The 19,695-nt window shown below is 33.0% G+C and carries 10 protein-coding genes and 1 pseudogene; 2 read left to right on the top strand and 9 right to left on the bottom strand.

The features are described from left to right. From JOD14_RS07845 to JOD14_RS07815, 7 genes are all read right to left on the bottom strand, one after another. The coding region (locus JOD14_RS07845; protein WP_204654278.1) for a transposase at positions 1–143 on the bottom strand (143 nt) is incomplete at its 3' end. A gap of 511 nt (positions 144–654) precedes the next feature. After that, positions 655–1,704 carry a hypothetical protein gene (locus tag JOD14_RS07840; RefSeq protein WP_239576142.1) on the bottom strand — a complete coding sequence of 350 codons (1,050 nt, stop codon included), beginning with the start codon at positions 1,702–1,704 and terminating at the stop codon, positions 655–657. Further along, the gene (locus tag JOD14_RS07835; RefSeq protein WP_204654276.1) at positions 1,701–3,128 is read right to left on the bottom strand and encodes a hypothetical protein; all 1,428 of its coding nucleotides are present in this window, start codon (positions 3,126–3,128) and stop codon (positions 1,701–1,703) included. The genes JOD14_RS07840 and JOD14_RS07835 overlap by 4 nt, the downstream gene beginning before the upstream one ends. A 605-nt stretch (positions 3,129–3,733) precedes the next feature. Next, entirely contained in the window at positions 3,734–4,630 is an 897-nt protein-coding gene (locus JOD14_RS07830) for a Fic family protein (RefSeq protein WP_204654275.1), read from the bottom strand. A 154-nt stretch (positions 4,631–4,784) separates the two neighbouring features. Next, entirely contained in the window at positions 4,785–6,818 is a 2,034-nt protein-coding gene (gene brxL, locus JOD14_RS07825; protein WP_204654274.1) for a protease Lon-related BREX system protein BrxL, read from the bottom strand. A gap of 12 nt (positions 6,819–6,830) precedes the next feature. Further along, positions 6,831–9,368 (bottom strand): BREX-1 system phosphatase PglZ type A, encoded by a 2,538-nt coding sequence (gene pglZ / locus JOD14_RS07820; protein WP_204654273.1) that lies wholly within the window; start codon positions 9,366–9,368, stop codon positions 6,831–6,833. 18 nt (positions 9,369–9,386) lie between these two features. Then, positions 9,387–10,322 (bottom strand): BREX-1 system adenine-specific DNA-methyltransferase PglX, encoded by a 936-nt coding sequence (locus JOD14_RS07815; protein WP_204654272.1) that lies wholly within the window; start codon positions 10,320–10,322, stop codon positions 9,387–9,389. Positions 10,323–10,449: 127 nt separating this feature from the next. Here JOD14_RS07815 and JOD14_RS07810 point away from each other — a divergent pair, with 127 nt between their 5' ends. Next, complete coding sequence (locus JOD14_RS07810; RefSeq protein WP_204654271.1) at positions 10,450–11,382, top strand: tyrosine-type recombinase/integrase; 933 nt, start codon at positions 10,450–10,452, stop codon at positions 11,380–11,382. Between the two features lie 16 nt (positions 11,383–11,398). Beyond that, positions 11,399–13,060: pseudogene (pglX, locus tag JOD14_RS07805) on the top strand (BREX-1 system adenine-specific DNA-methyltransferase PglX); the annotation flags it as partial. Positions 13,061–13,356: 296 nt separating this feature from the next. On the opposite strand, the gene pglX (JOD14_RS07800) reads toward pglX (JOD14_RS07805), so the two are convergent. Both pglX (JOD14_RS07800) and brxC read right to left on the bottom strand, forming a co-directional pair. Next, the gene (gene pglX / locus JOD14_RS07800; RefSeq protein ID WP_204654269.1) at positions 13,357–16,032 is read right to left on the bottom strand and encodes a BREX-1 system adenine-specific DNA-methyltransferase PglX; all 2,676 of its coding nucleotides are present in this window, start codon (positions 16,030–16,032) and stop codon (positions 13,357–13,359) included. A gap of 30 nt (positions 16,033–16,062) precedes the next feature. Continuing rightward, the gene (brxC, locus tag JOD14_RS07795) at positions 16,063–19,686 is read right to left on the bottom strand and encodes a BREX system P-loop protein BrxC (protein WP_204654268.1); all 3,624 of its coding nucleotides are present in this window, start codon (positions 19,684–19,686) and stop codon (positions 16,063–16,065) included. Positions 19,687–19,695: the final 9 nt, after the last annotated feature.

Here is a 19,695-nt window from a genome sequence, read left to right as displayed (position 1 = left end):
CGATAGGGCTCTGCGATTCGTTCAAAAGTTATTTTAGCAAATTCAGATATTTCCTCATCAATCACTTGTCTACGGTATTTAGTTACTAGTACAAGGTGATAATAGAGAAGAAATACTGAATGATTATTAGTGTCTAACTCCATTGTGTTATCAACTCATTTCTTATATAGACTGATTGTAACACAGAACAAAAAGGCAATCAATCTTATATGTCTATGTCGGTATGAGGGTTATCCACGATAACCCTCATACCGAACAGCATTCATCACCCACCTATGGAGGATGGGCGACTTCTGCCTAGTTAAGTTAAATTGTCCATGTTAGTCTAGTTCACCTCCTCGTATAATATATTTAGAAAAAATTACGCTCCTTGAAAATTCAAATAAATCACAATGTAATGGTTTCCTGTTGTTATTATAACCCGCCAAGAGAAGCAGATGTATTTGTTCGTATCATGTTAAAAAAAATCATGTGCAATAATAAACAAAGATCAAAAGTCTCACTTTTTTTGAACAACAACGGAATACCCCCGAAACCTAAGTATGGAAAATAATCGGGTTACTTCACAAACTTCTAAGCATTGCCTATCTCATCAAGCTAAATGATTTGATAAATACTTATTATTCAAGGCCGATTCAATTGTATTGAAAACATTTAAATCCAAGTCTTTTTTGAAAGTCCAAGCTCGCTTAGTAACGCTTTATCTCTTTTAAATACTTTTAAAAATAATTTCTTATCAATTTCGTCTAATTCAATTTTATAAAATAAATTCGCAAGATAAATTTGAGTTATTTTAAGGTTCTTTTCCGCAATACTCGACTTATCTTGTTTAGACTTCCGGAAGTATTCGTTTAAGTCCTGTTCAGTAAATTTGGGCTGTAATCCTAAAATTGGATTTACCAATAATCCGGTGGAAGAATTCATTAGATTTACAAAAGTCCCTAATTGCGTTTGCTGGTATTCACTCATCTCGTTGTAATCAGTACCATAATGATGAATCTCAGCAATTATTTGAGACAACAAATCGGTTTCCTCTTGAATTTTTTGAATACGCTCATTCAGCTCAACTAGAGCAAGTTTGAAAGAATTTATTTCACGATGACTAATTAACATGAGAATACTTTCAAGTCGTTTTTGACTTCCTTTTTCTTTTAAAAAAATTAAACCCATTCCTATTACTGTTATGCTAGTAAGTACCCAACCAACTGGTCCCGCCAATGCCAACAATGTATTTCCAGCAGCCATTCCGCCACCACCAGCTAGTAAGGTCCCTCCACCAAGCCAAGCAAGTGCCGCATTGGTTGCTGCAGCACCTGATAAAGTAGAAATAGCCGTTCCCGTTGAAGCCACCCCAAAAGTCGTTGCTACCCCCATTGCAACCGTTGGCCCAAATGTAGCAACGGTTGAGCCTACTCCAATCCCTACAACTCCTGAGCTTACCGCTTTAAACTTCGTCATTTTAAAATCAGATTCAATTTTTTTAACCTGCGTGCTCCAATTTGAGCGAATTTTTTTTAGATTTTCCAATTCTAATGTTTTCTCACTAGGCATTCCGCGAATTTCATCAAATACTGCTTGCAACGCATTTAATTGTTTAACTAAAGGAAAAGTCGTTTCTCCTAGTTCTTCTATTTTTCCATTATTTTTTTTTACGATTGACTCTATTTCCATTTGAGCGATTTGTAATTTTGTATACTTTCTCATTTACTCTTACCTCCAAAATATACATCAATATCTTGCTTCGTTCTTAAAATTTTCTCAGGTGTAACCTTTCTTTTTTCGGCTAACTCAATTGATGCTTCAAAAGCTTTTTGGTACACTTGGCTATTTGAAAAATCTTTTATAAAGATCATTAAATCGGAGTCATCGTATATATCAGCCAAGTTTTGCAGTCCTTCAAGATAATATTCAACAAGTATTTTTTCTTGCTTAATAGTTGATAAAGGTTGTTTATGTTTGAATAATTGAATCCGTCTGTTTGTTTCACCATAAAGTGAAATTGTGAACCGCCCAATCCCGATAATATTTACTCGCATGAAAAAAACAACAGGATTAAATGCCGTTACGCCAACACCCATTCCTTGAATCGTAGCATCGCTTAGATCAATTAGACAAAAAGTACCATGTGCGATGGTTAGCATTCGTTTAACTGTTGGATTTGAAAAAGGCTCACAACTATTCCATAAATTCTTCATTATCCATTCTTCCTTGGCATATCCATTAAAATACTGAAGCATCCTTCTAATCGAATAAAATAGTCGAACAACTAATTCATTAATTAGAACCGGGATACTTTGGGCAACTTGAAAGCGAATATCAAAGCCTTGCGTAAAAATTTTCATAGCTATTTCATTCATTGATTGGTTAAAGTCTGACACTGGAATTTTAAGTGTTCTTTTTATCGCAATGATATCATTCGTCCAAGTCCATAATGGTGATGGTATCCCCATCCCCCGTCCTTTGCTCCCAGAAGAACCCGCTACATCTGATACTAAATGACCAAACCAATTGGTAAAAGCGCAAAATAATTTACTTAAGAGATTTTCCCCTTTCAGTTCAAAACCGCTATCTGCTTTTTGCAATGAAATAAGTTCACCGACAGTAACAAAATGCGACTGATTTGTAAATTGATCCAAGATCGAGAAAAACAACCCTAATAAACTTGGATGATGTGCCAACGACTTAAAGTGGTGATTGGTAGGTGTTAAACCAAAAATGCTTTGACCCGCATCGCCTGCTCCGTGTTGATCATAAGGAATGGCAAACTTATTTTCTAAGTACCGAATCGCAGATGCTAAGGAATCCCCATTCTTAGCCGGCCAACCACAAAGCTTAGCAAAATCCTTCACACGATTGTCCACCCAATTATCGGTAAGAGCTGTTAGTGGAGAATTTACAGGGTCTCCTCCAACTAAAAAGATATCCATTATTCCACATAAAGCACCTGAACTAACTGCTAGGGAATAATCTAATTTATCACACTCTGGCTTAAGTGATTTTATCGTATCGATCGTTTCATTTAAGTTCGCTAATTCTAATTGAGCTTGATTCAATTCCTTTTCGATTGTTGTATAAAATTCAAACTTGTCCCCGGCATCTTTAATTTCAAACAAGACTTTTTGAGCCATTAGATTATACTCCCATCATAAAAAATTATTCGTTGAAGCTATTTTTCTAAAAATGATTAGTGAATAAGAATCTTATTCCCTTCCTCATCATTTAACCGTTTATTCCTATTGGCCATGAGAAAAACATGCTCACTTGAATCGTTAACAAATCTTGAAATTTTCCTTCCCACCAGAATTTTCCAAACATAAAATCAGCTAAATTTCTCAAAGAAATCTTAGTAAAATTAGTAAATCTGCACGACAAAACTCATCTCTCAGTTGACGAGATATAATGGCTATTATTGTAACGCAACACAAGAAAGCGGATACGAAATATTCATTATAAATATACAAGTTTTAATTTTGTGCTTATAATTTGCTCCTTCATTATTTGTTTTTTCCTTATTCTTTTCGCGAACTGAGAATAATTAACAATGACGATCGTCTGATGAATCATAGCAAAAAGCCATAGTCGCGATCCCCCATTTGCTTTTTGTTATGATTCAAGCACCTGCAATCTCTAAGTTCTTCTAAACTTTTCTATACTCAGTCTGCTTGCTCTCTTTTAATCGCTCATTATATTTTCAATTTTAAAAAAACAAAGAACACCTTAACAGTCTAAAAAATCAGTCCTCATATTTTATTCGATAATAATCAAGAGACTTCTTAATATGATCCTGTGCAGTCTTCGTAGTATCTAACAAATAATCTTTCTCTACTTCCCAATTGGATAAGCCACGATAATAAAACATTTTCAAATCATCTGATATAATAAATGGAGTAAGATTATTTTTTAGCAATTCTTTAAACATAATTAATCGGCCGACACGCCCATTCCCATCTTGAAATGGATGGATTGCTTCAAATTCATAATGGAATGCAACAATTTCTTCAAATGTATGTTGCTTTTTGACATTATAATTTTGTATTAGGTTCTTCATTACCTTATCCACATCTTCTGGTGAAGTTGTTTCTTTTCCACCAACTTCATTAGGTAATTGCTTATACGCCCCGACATTAAACCAATCTTTTCTAGAATCACTTGTACCATTTTTCAAAATTTGATGGATTTCTTTTATCATCGATTCACTGAGTTGTTTTGTCGCCTTTTCAATCACATAATTAATTGCGGAAAAGTGATTAGCGGTTTCTACGATATCATCCACATTCACTCCAGTAGCCTCAAAACCAATTGTATTTGTTTCAAAGATATAGCGCGTTTGTTCATGAGTTAACGTGCTTCCTTCGATATGATTTGAATTATAAGTTAAATCCACTTGCACTTTATGGTAAATACCGCCTTTTATTTTTGAGTTTTTTTCTTCTCTCAAAATCTCTAATAAGTTGCGATTTTTGATTTCTTTTTTATTTAATCTGCTTGGTTTATCCGCGGATAAAGGAATTTGCCAAATTTTCCCTTTTCGAATAGCTCCTTCAATTCTACCGTGATTCGCATAATTTCGAACAGAGCGTTCAGAAATCCCCCATTTCTCAGCGGTTTCTTTTACTGATAAGTAGTCCATGGTACACCTCCACTTACTCTATTATAACAATTTATCGGCAAAAATTAAAATTTAGACAGGCAGATGTAACCTTTTATTGCCAAATAAAAAATATTGGTTTGGATGAACAATTCGCTCATCGAAACCAATATTAGATGCATCGATTTTAAAATACTCACTCTACTCCCAACGCTTTAAATACTGCATCTTCAGGCGTTTGATAAAAAATCAAATTAAAGGTACCCATTAATTCAGGAGGAACACTGCCTAAATCAGCTGCGCTTGTCATTGGTACTAATACCTTTTTTGCTCCTGCATCTTTAGCTACTTGTAAAGAGTTTGCTAAGTTTTCCACTTTAATCATGGAACCACCAATTGTAATATCTCCTAATATAACTAAGCTTGGTAAGACAGGTTTACTTAAAATCGATGAACATAAAGCAATCATTGTTGGTAAATTTAAGACTGAAGTCATGCCAATTCCATTTAAATCTTGTACATGAACGACAAAATCCTTTGTTGCTAAACTAATACTCTGGCTAATGCTTTTTGCATTTGCCCGTAGATATTTGTAAGCTGAATCCATCGCTTCTTTTGCTTCTCGATCAGAACCAATCCCTGTACGTTCAAAACGACCATTGCCGGAGCTAATTTGTGTTTCTAATTTATAAGTACCCAATTGACCGCTTTTCCCATAAGAAACTGAATAAAGATGACCTGGTTTCCCTATGCCTTCAGGAATGAGCGTTCCACCACCTTGTTCTGGTACAGGCACATATTCTTCTCTACCTTCTTCTAAATCAATATAAGAGAAATTAACATCATAAAATTCCATACCACCTATTTTCTTTAGTTGTTCTTTTACACGGCGGCGCATTTCTAGTGCAAATCGTAATACTTTTTCAACATCTTCTTTCTCGTAATTACCATCAGGATAGATTAATTTCATCATGCCAGAGACTGTTCTTCTAACAGCAATCGTGTCTCTTTGATTTAGCTGGACACCTAATTTAAAAAATGGGTCAAAACTATCTGAAAAACTTATTTTTCGCATTTCTCTCATCACTTCAGAAAGATAATCGGTAATAAAGCCATAATCATCTGTAAAAAAATCTGGACGGTATTTAGGTATTTCCCAACCTGGTAGGTAACAATGCATACGATCTAAAAATGCTGAATCGGTTCCCATGACTTCTGGAAACGGCTCAAATAAATTGGAAGTTTTTAAAATGACATCGACACTTTGATTTATATTTCCGACAAATACCATTGAAGCAGAAGCATTTTTTTCTTCTTTTCCTCTAGCAAAAGACCCCGATGCCATATAATCTTTCATAATTTGAACGCCATCATTGTCTTTAAATCGAATGCCTGCAACTTCATCAAATGCTACACAGTCCCACATGCCAACTAAACCCATTGTCCGAGTCGCCATATTATAAAATAAATTAGCAACCGTCGTTTGACCACCAGAAACTAAAATCGAATTAGGTGAAATTTCCTTATAAACATGTGACTTTCCAGTTCCGCGTGGTCCTAATTCACATAGGTTATAATTATTTTCTATCAAGGGAATTAATCTTGCTAAATGGAGCCATTTAACCCTTTCAGAAAAATGGGTCGGTTCCATCCCTACAGAGCGTAAAACTAAATCAATCCATTCTTCTGTTGTAAATGAGCCTCTCGCATTTTTGAAATCATCAATATCTAATCCTGGCATTTGAATAGGATCTACTTTTCTTGCCACAAACGGACTATTCATACGGTTGTTTTCGTCATACCAATACTCCATTGCAACAATACACCAAATACCACCACCAAGAAGTCGATCATATTTTTTTACATGCTCATCACTAATTTGAACATCTCTAAGCCCTAAATTAGAAAAAGAAGCTTCGTAACAATCTTTAGAGGCATTTAATGTAACCGATATCTTATCAATAACCGTATAGCCACCTAATTCTCGAATTCGTGCTTTGATTTTTTCTGCTTCGTCGGGTCGTACGTAGTTGCGAGCTAAGATATTTTTTACGTTTTCTACCCCTTGGTTCACTAAAGTCTCATCTAGAGAAGAAGCATACATACCTAATAAATATTCCAGTACATAAACCGGAACATTGGCGCCTTCTTTTATTTTCTTCGTTAAGTCTTTACGGACAAACTTACCAGCAAAATTTGAAGAAAGTTTATCTAAAATGACTTGATCCATTCATTCTTCCTCCTAAAAACCAAAGTCAAAATCACCTGCAAAAGGATTATCGACAACAAATTCTACTCGATCGATTTCTACATTTGTTTGTGCGTCTTTCATGATTAAATAAACTTTTTCTTGAGAATCGTATTTGCGATTAATAAAATCAAATGTAAAATTCGTAAACCGATCACTGGCTGCTGTTGAATCTGAATCGGCATAATAAGCTTGTTCATTTGAGATTCGATTACCCGTCTCGTCTTCGAAATACAATTGATATTGCGCTTTTGTTATTGACTCACTCACTGCATCTGTTTGATAGAATTCTAACGAAAGAGAAAGACCGATAACTTTTCTTTTCGTCGTCATTAATTGTACTTTTGTTTGTTCTTTCGCGCTTGAACCTCTAGCAATTGAAATTTCTAAAACAGGCACTAACAACTCTTGAGGAGAAGAACCACCATGAACATAGTTTTGTCCGCCACCTTTTTTCTTGAAAATAGTAGCTGTTTCTGGGTAGTGAACATAACGAGCATCGGCATTTTTAAGCACATCACCTAATTTCATACTTGTAATTCCGACTTCTTTATACTGATGATTACTAATAATAAAGCGGCGTTCCACTCGATCAGATTCATCAAATGATGGATTTTCAATTTTCTCATGCTCCTCAACTTTCGAACGTCGGTAAAGAAAACCATGATCACTCGTAATAATAAAGCGATAAATATTGGCTCCGTTTGAAATGCGCGGTAATAATAAAGTTAATTCATCAATTGTCTTTTGAACAGCATCAAATACTTGATGTTCCTGACCATGATCTCCTGTTCGATCAATTTGATCGTGGTATAAATAAATAACTTCCAATCCATTAAATAATTCCCGAAGTTCTTTTGCATTTCCTTTTGAAATCACTTCATCATAAGTAACAGCTAGTGAATTAGGATTTTTATTTTTTAGTATCTTATCTCGATTTATAGTTCCAGTTGTACTAATATCATTAATTTTTATTTCAAAATCATTTACATAATCCAATTTTTCATTTCTTGATTTCAGCAAGGCAGCTTTGCCAAATTCTGTAACAGAAGGCAATACGGTAAAGTTTGTTTCCATTTTTGTTGAGTACTTCTTGTCTTTTTGAAGAACCATCTGTAATTCTTTAGCCGCCTCATATCGTAAAGCATCAGATATAATCACGACTGTTTTCATTTTCTTCCTTGCATGGCTGTCATAAAAATCTAATAAGGACGGTCTTTCATCTAAATAAAGTAAATTATTCCAAGCATACGAAATTTCATCTAAGAAAACTTTGTACTCTTTCTCGACTAATCCTTGCAATTCTAAGAAGTTATCTTGATTACTAATTTGATCAAGATGCCAAATAAACTTACGATAATATTGATCAATTACAAAAGATTCTTCTTCGTAATGCAATAAGACATTTGACAATTGACGAATATTTAATTGACCTAGTAAATTTAATAACTTTTGAGCATTTAAAACAACTTGATAATGGTGATGATACTTACCACCAAAATGACTTCTTTCTTTATAAAGAACTACCTCTTGCATCGTTAAACCACCAACAACCGCTGTCGAATCTCCACTAAGCAATTGATTAATATAGTATTGTATAATCCTTTGATGAATGAATTCAAAGGTATCTGATCTGACTAGCTCTTCAATCGTAATTTTACTTAAAATACGTTCCCCGTTTATTAACTGGTATACTTCCTGACTTAAATTATCATATGCTTCTCGGTACCTAGAATCATTCATAAATAAATCCATGAATGACACAATTGCGTTTGTTTGCTCAATGACTTCATATTCTTTTAAATTCATTGGGAGATTTTGATAACCTAATTGACCAAAGAAGGCATTACTATAAAAACAAAGCACTAACTTTTGAATTGTCGGTTGTTCTGATTGAAAACCATAATATTTAAAAATAGCACCCCAAAAAGTTTCTAATAAGCCATATTTCTCAAGTTGTGAATACAAACGATTTTCTCTTAAAGAATATTCAACAAATAAAGCTTGTACCACACTATATAATTGCGGTGCATTTGCTTTTGTTACAACAGCCATTAACTTTGTTTCAAATTCTTCTTTCGTTTGGATTACACCAGACGTCACTTTTTGAAAATCTGCAATTCGAGTTTTAGCAGAAAAGAAGGCGCTGTACTGAACCATTACCTCGTGTAGCTCGGTTGGTATTTCAAGTTGATTCATAACCAACGAGATACGATCTGCATTAAATAAAGTTGAATATTTTAATAAACTAAGGAGATGGTTATTATTATCTTCATCACTCAACCTTTGAAACGGTGCGTAAATTAAATAATTATTCTCTTTGTCTTCTAATTCAAAAAAGCGTTTTGTTAAAAATTGTGTGTGTGCATCGATTTTTTTTATTCGCGCATTTTTTAATTGAATGACACCATTATCAATATCTTCTTCAAATTCTTTTTTTGGGTCAAACCAAAAAATAAGCTTCCGCTCCCCATAAGAAATAAATAATTCGTTTAATCGATCTTGAATTTGGTTTAAATTTAAATCAGACATAAATAAATCCCCTTCATTTTACGGTTCTTTTACTCCTTTGGATAAAATCACATATTTTGTTTTATCATCTGGATCTCGTTGTAGTTTATCGTAATTTACAATGACGCCATCATCCAGGTCTAATGTGATTTTTTTTAGAGCAAGATGACCGATCTTTTCGTCAAATTCTCTTAATTCACGGATTTGTTTATGAATTTTTTGAATTTCTTTTTCAAATTTAGCGCTATCTTTAGGATTTGACGTTACTGTTTTTTCAACTTCTCTTTGTTCAATTCGTCCATTATAAGCTTGATTAAGTTTTGATATGTATTCTGTTCGAAGAATTCCTAGCAAATCTGAATTATAACGATGCAGGTACATTAACCCCTTAAACCCATTTTCTTTTCCGGAATCAAATTGCCAATAAATTGGTCTTTTTTTATAAATTTGCAAATGATTACTGTAAAAATCTTTAACAAAATATCGTCGAATAATCTCACGGCTCGTTCCTGTGCCTTTCAGAGTATCCGCAATATACTGTAAATTTTCTTCTAAAGTATCTTTGCCATAAACAACCGAAACAAACTCAACAAATTTCTCCACAATGTCAATCGAAGAGTCGCTGAAAATTTGATTTTCACTTATCAATAAAAAATTATTTTCAACTGGTTTGAAAGTTGTATATTTTGATGCATCAAATTCTCCTCCCGCAAAAACTAAACCTTCAATATCTAATGAATAACGCCCAAACATACAACCTACTGCATAACTGATTAAAGACTTGATATCCCTTTCTCGATCAGCTAATGACACTGACACTTCAGCATCAGCCACTTGATAATCAAGTTCGTCTTGTAAGCCATATAAATCAATAAATATCTTATTTAACTCTTCTTCATTTGCTTTTAGCTGATCAAAGCGGGCTTGAGCTTCTTTTTCCCAAGCTTTAAATTTATCTTCAATTAAAGTTGCCACCTTATTCCCTCCAATTAAATATTCTTCTTTTAATTATACCATGCAATCGGAGGCATTCTATTAAAATTTAAATTTGCTTTTTGATAAACTCGATGAGCAACAACTAAAATCTGGAAGGAATGAGATTATGCAAAAAGAAGAAACGCTAGCAACCTATTTTTATCAGTGGATGGAGACTTTCAAGAAACCGGCCCTTGCTCCTGTCACTTATATAAAGTATCAAAATACTTATCGCCAAATTCAACAATATTTTAATAATGAAAATATTCACTCCATTTCTCGCTTATCTTACCAACAAGTATTAAACGAATTTGCAAAGACGCATGCCAAACGAACAACTGCAGGGTTTCATAAACAAATTCGAGCAGCTATTTTAGATGCCGTTGAAGAAGGCCTAATTACGACTGATTTCACCAGAAAAGCAATTATTACTGGTCGGAAAAATAAGAAAAAACAGAAATTTCTCTCTTATACAGAGTGGCAAAAATTAATTACTTACACCTCTAACAATTGTACCAATTCTTTAAATTTAATTATTTATCTGTCTGCTGTTACTGGCATGCGCTACGCTGAAGTATTAGGGCTCACCATTGCAGATATTGATTTTAAAAATAAAATTGTCACTATCAATAAAACTTGGGATTATAAATACCATACTGGTTTTAAAAGAACCAAAAATAAAAGTTCTGTTCGAACAATTGATCTAGATTACCAAACATTAGAACTCCTTAGAAAATTAATTGCTAAACGTCAATTTAAAGAAGAACATCAACAAATTTGTGTTGATTATAAATATTCCTTACCTGTTAGTGCTACGATTAATCGATATTTAGAAAATCTCTGCGAAAAGTTAGATATTCCTATTATCTCATTCCACGGATTAAGGCACACTCATGCTTCTATTTTGTTATTTAAAGGCGTCAACCTAATCAGTGTAAGCAAACGACTTGGGCACAAAGACGTAACAACTACTCAAAGTGTATATTTTCACGTCATCAAAGAGATGGAAGAACGAGAAACTGACTTAATTTTAAGTATTTTAGATGAAGCAATAAAATAACGCTCTACAAGAGTTAAAACTTTTAGACAACGCAATGGGGTCTGGACATGTTTTAGTCTATGCATTTGATGTTTTTATCAAATTATACGTAGCAGAAGGTTACAGCGAACGCGAAGCTGCTGAGCTTATAATGACTCATAACTTATTTGGATTAGAAATCGACAAACGTGCATTTCAATTGGCTTATTTTGCTCTGATGATGAAAGGGCGACAATATAGTCGTAGAATCCTAAATAAAAATATCAAATTAAATTTACACCAATTTAGTAATATTGATAATATTTCTGAAGAATTTTATGCTCGGATTGAAGAGCTGTCCTTAATGGACAAAGATCAATTTACTAACACATTGGATCGCTTTAAAGTATTAGTCGATAAGTTTAAAGCCGCAACTGAAATAGGCTCTGTAATTAATGTTACTGATATAAATTTCACTGATGTCGAAGAATTCCGAAATCTAGTTAATGTTTTCCCTGAGTTTTCAAATATGGATGAACTTTACGCTATCCCAGTTATTCACGAACAATTAAACGAGATGCTAGACATCGTTGAAATTATGATTGCAAAATATGCAGCCGTGGTAACCAATCCACCTTATCTCAATAAAATGAGTGGCATTTTAGGCTCTTATGTAACTGCGAATTATAAAGATGTAAAAACAGATTTATTCTCTGTTTTTATAAAAATGAATAGTAACTTACTTGAAGAAAATGGTTATGCAGGTTTCATGACACCGTTTGTATGGATGTTTATTAAATCTTATGAGCAACTTAGAGATTATTTAATCACGAATAAGAGCATCTCTAGCTTGATTCAAATGGAATATTCTGCTTTTGAAGAAGCAACTGTTCCTGTCTGCTGTTTTACCATAAAGAATACCCTGCTTGAACCCATTGGAAATTACTTTAAATTATCTGATTTTAAGGGTGGTATGAAAGTACAAGAAGAAAAAGTATTGGAAGGCATTCAAAACCCAGAAGTTAGTTATTTTTATCAAACCAATCAAGAAAACTTCAAGAAAATTCCTGGGGAACCTATTTCTTTTTGGGTAAGTGAAAATGTATTAAATTCATTTGATGAAGTATTACTTAGAAATATTTCAATTTCCGACGGTCAAACAAAGACGGGGAATAACAATAAGTATTTACGTCTATGGTACGAAATCTCATTTCAAAAATTTGGAAAGAAGAATATGTGGGTACCGCATGCAAAAGGTGGTACATATAGAAGATGGTACGGTAATTTAGACACAGTTATAAACTGGTCAAATGAAGCTAGACTTCACTATCAAAACGATAATGTAGCTAGAATTGCACCAGAACACATTTGGTTTCGCAAAGGCATCTCATGGACATTAATTTCAAGTTCTAATAAACTTTCAATGCGAGTCCTTCCTGACACAGCAACATTTAATTTAGCAGCACCATCAATTTTTATTCAACCAGATTTTCTTAACTCACATATTTTAGGATTATTGAATTCTCCTGTTGCTGAAAATTATAGAAATATATTTAATCCAACGCTAAATACCAATATTGGAGATATACTAAATATTCCAATAATATCGGGTAAAGAGGATATCACATCTAATATTGTGGAGCATAACATTAAAATTTCCAAAAATGATTGGGATATATTTGAAAATTCTTGGGATTTTAAAAAGCATTCATTAATCTAATTTCGTAATATAATGTAGTTTAAATAAGAGACTAACCTAAAATTAGTTTAGTCTCTTATTATCTGTATTGAAAACCAAGATTAAAACGCCATTAACAGGGCGTATTTAATATTACCGAAGTATAATAGAGAGCTTCATAATTACCTTCAGAAGCATCAGTACCTTTAACTTTCTATTTCACGATAATGAAGTGGGATGTTAGAACTAGTAGTATCTGGCCTATTATCGCTTCTTTGAGTAATAACCTATATTTTGAGAATATGACCAGAGTTTTCCTATTATAAAAGAAAATAAAGTTAAGTTAAAGGATGATTTTTAAACTCCCAGTAGTTCTCAAAAGATTGAGAATATAAATTCACATCTTTAATACATGACTGAACAATGGGTATAACTTTTTCAGACAATTTATCGGTATCTAAATCTGGAATTAATATTATATCACCAACTTTATAATCTAAAGTTGGCGAAAAAAATTTAAGATAGGCCGATGCAACTGTAGAGTTTAATAACCCAAGTATAATATATATATCAGAGTTATCTTTTTTGAACCCCATAGCTCCTTTTGAATCAAACATATAACCACCTGGAGAGTAACGGGCAGAAAAATTCCCAGATGTTAATGAGCTCCACGTTAAACCTGCTTTTAATGCGTACTCTCCATTATAGTTATGAGATCTGATTCTTCCGGTTTTAGGGTCTTTGTTATTTTTTATATCAAATCCATTATTTTCCCAGTTAACAACAAAATCTTGCCTTGTATCCCATTTCCTATATTTCCCACCTTTATTATACGGAAACCATTTGTAACCACTTAAATAATTTGATTGAGAAAAACCAATTTTATTAAATTCAATTTCTTGCCAAAACCTTAAGAACCTATCATTATCTGCAGTTGCCATCCCTTCTCTAGTAACTATTATGTCACCTAAAAGAGAATTTTCAAAAGAATTAATAAAATTTTCACTTACCCAATACGAAATCGGCATGCCTGGAATCTTAGTAAAGTTGTCTTGCAAAGTAGAAAATAGGTAATCTGATTTTCCAGATTGTATTGCTTTATAGGCTTTTTTCTCTTTTTCTTCATGATTTGGAAAGTCTACTAGTCTTAAATAACTACCGGTGTAATTCAAGTGTTTTATTGGTGACATAACAAAGGCCGTTGTTTGTACTACTTCACCACCAATTTCTTCAAAAGCACGAGTGCCTAGGTGAATCATATTAATAATTGTTTGTTGATTGATCTTTAAACGTAATTTTTCAAAACTGGATAAAAACATCCAAGCATGTTGAGTGATCATTGCATAATAACCTAATGGATCAAGTAGAGTTTTTAACCGTTCCATGAAAATAGCGAATAAATCACTTTTACTAGCAGGATATTCTTTTTTTACAAATGCTGCTAACTCTTTATTCATTCCAGCAGCCCCCATATAGGGCGGATTCGTGATGGCAATCGTATATTCCATTTGTAATAACTCAGCCACTTGAATAATTTGTTTTAATTCTTCATCAAAAAAAGATACAGTTTCTTTAGAGATACCTGATTTTAAATTTTTAAAATCAATTCCTTCAAAAGAAATTAAAGATCCTAAATCAGGACTCATTTTAAATGCATTTAAAATCAATGTTAAATCAACTTGGCCTTTTTCTTGATTAGGAAAATTGAAGTGCACTAACTGCAACTCACTTTCTGATATCCCAAAGTTGTCAGGAATTTGATAGACATTTGGTTGGAGATTTTTCATTAAGAAGTGACGATTATATTGTCGGCCCTTCATCATCAGAGCAAAGTAAGCCAATTGAAATGCTCGCTTATCAATATCTAACCCAAATAAATTTCTTTCAAGAATAATTTCAACTGCTGTACGCGTGGATTCTCCTTCTGCCTCATATAATTGTAAAAATACTTCAAAAGCATAGACTAGAATGTGCCCACTTCCCATTGAAGGGTCGATAAGTTTTAACTCTTGTAGAGCGAAATCACTTTTATTCTTTCGCTCGTCTAAAATCTGTAATTGAACCTCTTCTGGTTGTTCTGCTGATGGCAAATAATATTTCCAACCAAATTCATCGGCAATTTCTTTTTCCGTTCGCGTTTCAAAGCGATTAGCTAATTTTTGATCAATATAGTAACGTCCTAAAGAGTTTTCCACCATATAGCGAACAATCCAATCTGGCGTAAATAATTGGGTTGCCGCCGGAATTTCATCAGCACGAATTTTCCGATTTCCTCGTGCAAAAACTTTATCCTTTGGTTCCGTATTATAGTACTGATACATCCAGCCGATAATCTCAATTTGCCCGCCTAAACTGACATCAAAATCTTCTTCTGGAATCGTTAAAAGACTTGCAATAACACCATTATCATCAATATATGAAATACTAAACAATAGTTCGGTATAATCATCAATTTTTTCAAATAAATTTGGTAATTGTTGATTTAAATTATTACATACTCGAATAAATACTAGTTGATAGAGTTCATCTACGGCTTGTGCAGAACCGTCACTGATTAAGTCAACTATGATTTTCTTGGTTGGTTCATCAAATTCTTGATACAAATTCGTTTCTAGTAAATTGGTGATTATATCCGGTTCTTTTTTTCCGATGGATTCGCTGGAAAGAACTCGCTGCCGATCGGGCAAATAATTATTTACTTCCATAAATCGTATAGCAATCAAACGGTTAAACCAAGTATACGCAACTTCTTCCACTAGAGTGTTATAAGCAATTTTAGAGTCAGAATTCGCTTCTCTTTTTTGTAGTTCTTCAACTAATTTAGCACGTTTGACGATGTCTTTACCTGAAAATCGCTCACGATTCCCCTTAATTTCTATTAAACTTGAATCGATTTGTATGATTTCGTCAATGCCTGACTCAGTAACACCTAATTTAGCAAGTTTGGCACCTACTCTTGCAATTAGGATATTTCGCGCATTGATTGCAAAATTTCGAATTGCTTTTTTATCCATTTCAATCTCCATTTCTTAAATATCTATTTTTTAGATTTGAATATCGATTTCATTGTCGGTTCCTAATTGTTCAAGCAAAGTATTTCTTAATTGACGAATGAATTGGTCAACATCTGTTGAATTTTTCAAACGGGTTGGCGAAGTAATTAGTGAACGAATTTGAATACTTTTTACTTTTTTCGGTGGTTCTTCTTCTTTATCGACCAAGGGATCTACTACTGGCGGTTTTTCTCGCAGTTCATTTTCTTTTCTATTAAATTCAGCTATGAAATTTACCTTGAAAGTGTCTGCTTGTACAGGTGCAAGTGCGACTTCATCTAGTTTTTCATACGTCATTAACGCTTCTAACAAGTAATCAAATTTTTGATTGATTCTTTCTTGAAAACTTTTTTCAACTTCACCTTCAAATGTACGGCTCTGCATATTTTCTAGAACATCTCTTTTAAGTTCCTCTACTTTCTTCGCTGCAATTAATGATTTACTCTCAATAAATTCAGCGTAAGCTGCTTCAAATTGACTGTTTAAGCTACTTAAATTAGGTATCTCTCGATAAGGGATTTTCTTTTGCATGATACGTTTCATTTCAGAAATGATACTGTCAATTACATCTGTTGAATCTTGAATAGTACTTGTTTCAACTTTATTAATATAATCTGTTGCCTTTTCCCAAATTAATTTTTGGCTACTTTTATGAAAATTGCGAATATCAACTAAGTCTTCCGCCCAATCCAATAAACTATCCTCTTCGGCCACTAGTATATTGAAGAAGTCATTTGTGTCTGTTGTATTTTCTATTTTTTGTAGTAATCGTACATTAGTAGTAATTAAATCTGATTCTGGGTAATAATAGCCATTATGATTTTTATAACCATTAAATTCTTCGATCATCTTATTAATTTTATCTTTAAAACTTGTCTTCGTTAGATCATCATTGGTTTCATCGACAAGACTTCGAACCTCAAATAACTCTATACCAAGTTCTTTAGCTAATCTTTTTTTCTCTTCTCCAACGACTTTTTTTATCTCAATTCGAATTTTTTCTGGCGTGCGACGATTAAAAATAGCGTCAGAAACTTCTTTTAAATTATCTGTTAGAGACAATGAAATACCGTTTTTAATTATTTTAATGGCACCTTCTTTGAATAAGCGCGCAATAATCCACTCTAGATCTTCATTGACAAAGCCATATGGTTCTTTCCCCACAAAATTATCTCTAAGCGATCTCATCGTAACTGTTAAGCTAATTTTAGATTGAAGTTTAATATATCTCTCGACTTCTTCTAACGCATTTTGATTTTCTTTTGGAACGATTAACTCATTTACATTAGAAGTCAAATAACGGTTAATATCTTGTTCCGTTATGGCTGAATCAATCAAGTCATTTTTATGGTAGACTAACGCCGCCATTTGTTGTAAAGCATCATTTAATCGGGTTTTAAAATCACTCCCTTTAACTTCCAACTGCACATTATTAAAAAAGAAAGTTGTATTTTTCAAAAAATCACTAAGCTGATTTCTCATAACCTCGTTTAGTTCTTGGTTTTCTGAACTTTTTTCTGCTTTTACCGTTTGGAAGTTCTTAATCGTGTTATTCGCAAATGTTGTTGTGACATATTTTTCTACTCGTAAATATTTTCTTAAGTCATTCATGAATCGATCATCGAGTGGTAAATGAACAAGTAACATATTTTTTGTACTCGCTAAAACTAATCTATCTGAGTTTTCCCATAACTCCGTATCTAGTGGTGTGATGATTTTCACTTCTAATTGTGCATTGACATTTTTAGAATGCATTAGGTCATCAACGTAACGGTTATAAAGAAAATTGTAACGATTTTCAAAAACTTTTCCTCTAGCATGACGATTTAAATAAGAAAAACTATTTCTTCCAACTTTATCATCAAAAATATCCGTCGCCAATTTCTTTTTAATATCCGAATCTGTTAATTCAATCTTATTGATTACTCGAGTAACTTCTTGCTCTTCATCGGTTTGGAAAATATAATTTTGTAAATTTTGGCGAATTAAATTTTCGTTAATCAATATTTTTAATGCTGCATCGACTTTTTTTCTCAATGCTAATTTATCTTCATCAACATGACGAAGCATTAAATTCGTAATATTATTTAGGGTCGGCTTAATGTTTTGGTCCACATATTTAATCATAAATAATACTTTTAAGACATCGACATTAAAGAAATCGTCGGCATCTGAAACAATCCTTGAGTTATCAGCAGCCTTTTTAATGACTGCATCATTTTTTGTTTCGTTTAACCATTTTTCAAGTGAGGGATAAAACTGATCTAAAGAAATTAATGAGCCATTTTCTTTATCCGCATTTCGTTCAGCTGTTTCTTTGAAAAAAGCAAGTAAGGATCGTTCCCCTCTAGAAAGGTTGGTTCCTTGTATACTGTGTTCAGAAATTTGAGTTAAAATATTCGCTAATAAATTAAATTGATATGGAATAAACGGATAAACATCTGCATAATTTTCAGCATCTGTGTATAATTTTAATTCAGGACTATCTTCAAATTGTAGTTTCATTGAAATATCATTCTCGTGATTTGGATAATCTGCTTCTAGGTACTGTTGTGCATTGATATTTTTCTTAAGAATTCTTTTTTGAATCACTTCATCAGCATTAGCAGAAGATAAAGACAAGGTCGTTTCAAACCGCCCTTTGATTTTAGAGAAATCCATCGCAGAACTTCCAGAAATATCAGTTACTGCATCAATTAGTTCTTGACTTGTAACAATCACCCAAGCTTTCCCACGCGACTTATTCCCTAATTCTTCAACAATCGTTTGGAGTTGTAATGTCAACGAACGGTTGCCCCCAATATATTGACCAATTTCGTCGACTAAAAAAACAATGTGTTCATTGTTGCCTTTTGATTGTAAATATTCTTCAACTAAATCAGCAAATTCTTCAATACTAATTTTATAATCTGACTCATTCTTAATAAACCAGTTACGCGCAGCTGATTCTGAAAAACATTCTGCTTTTACTAACGAGTCAACAACAATATCTTCTAAAAAGTCAATCTCATGGCGTGTTTCTTCCCAAGTTTCTCCATAATTTTGTTCAAAAATTGCTTTAAAATGGGAGAATTTCCCTTGTTTGTCTAAGTTTCTCTCTAAATCAGCCAGTTGTGGAATCGTTGAATAACCCAAGCTGTGATTAAAGACTTTTAAAAATACATTTACTAGGCTACTTTTTTCTTCAATCCCTGTTTGATGCTTCGACTCGACATTAAATAAGATTACGTTTGTTGGGGTGTCTACAGCCAATTTCATATCTGCAATCGTTATATCATCTTTTATTTTTCGAGTGATTTCATCTCCTTCAGTAAAAAAATCAAAAGCATTTTTCCCATTGATTTCTTTATTTTCAAGGATATAAGATAGTATTTTTAGAAAATGTGATTTACCTGATCCAAAAAAACCTTGAATCCATACGCCCATTTTACTTGTATCACCAATAATTCCTTTTTTATAGGCATCAAAAAAAGTTTTAAAGTGAGCTTGCAATTCTTTCGTGACTACGTATTCATCTAATTCTTGATAGACTTGCTCGTCATTAGCTTGCGAAGCAGTTATAACGCCTTCAATGTTGCGATGGATATCTTTTAAAAACATGTCTTTAATCTTCATTCTAATCCT

It is taken from the genome of Enterococcus lemanii (assembly GCF_016909125.1).
GTDB lineage: Bacteria > Bacillota > Bacilli > Lactobacillales > Enterococcaceae > Enterococcus_I > Enterococcus_I lemanii.
Note: the sequence above shows the minus strand (reverse complement) of the source record. Positions and strands in the feature narration are given on the sequence as shown.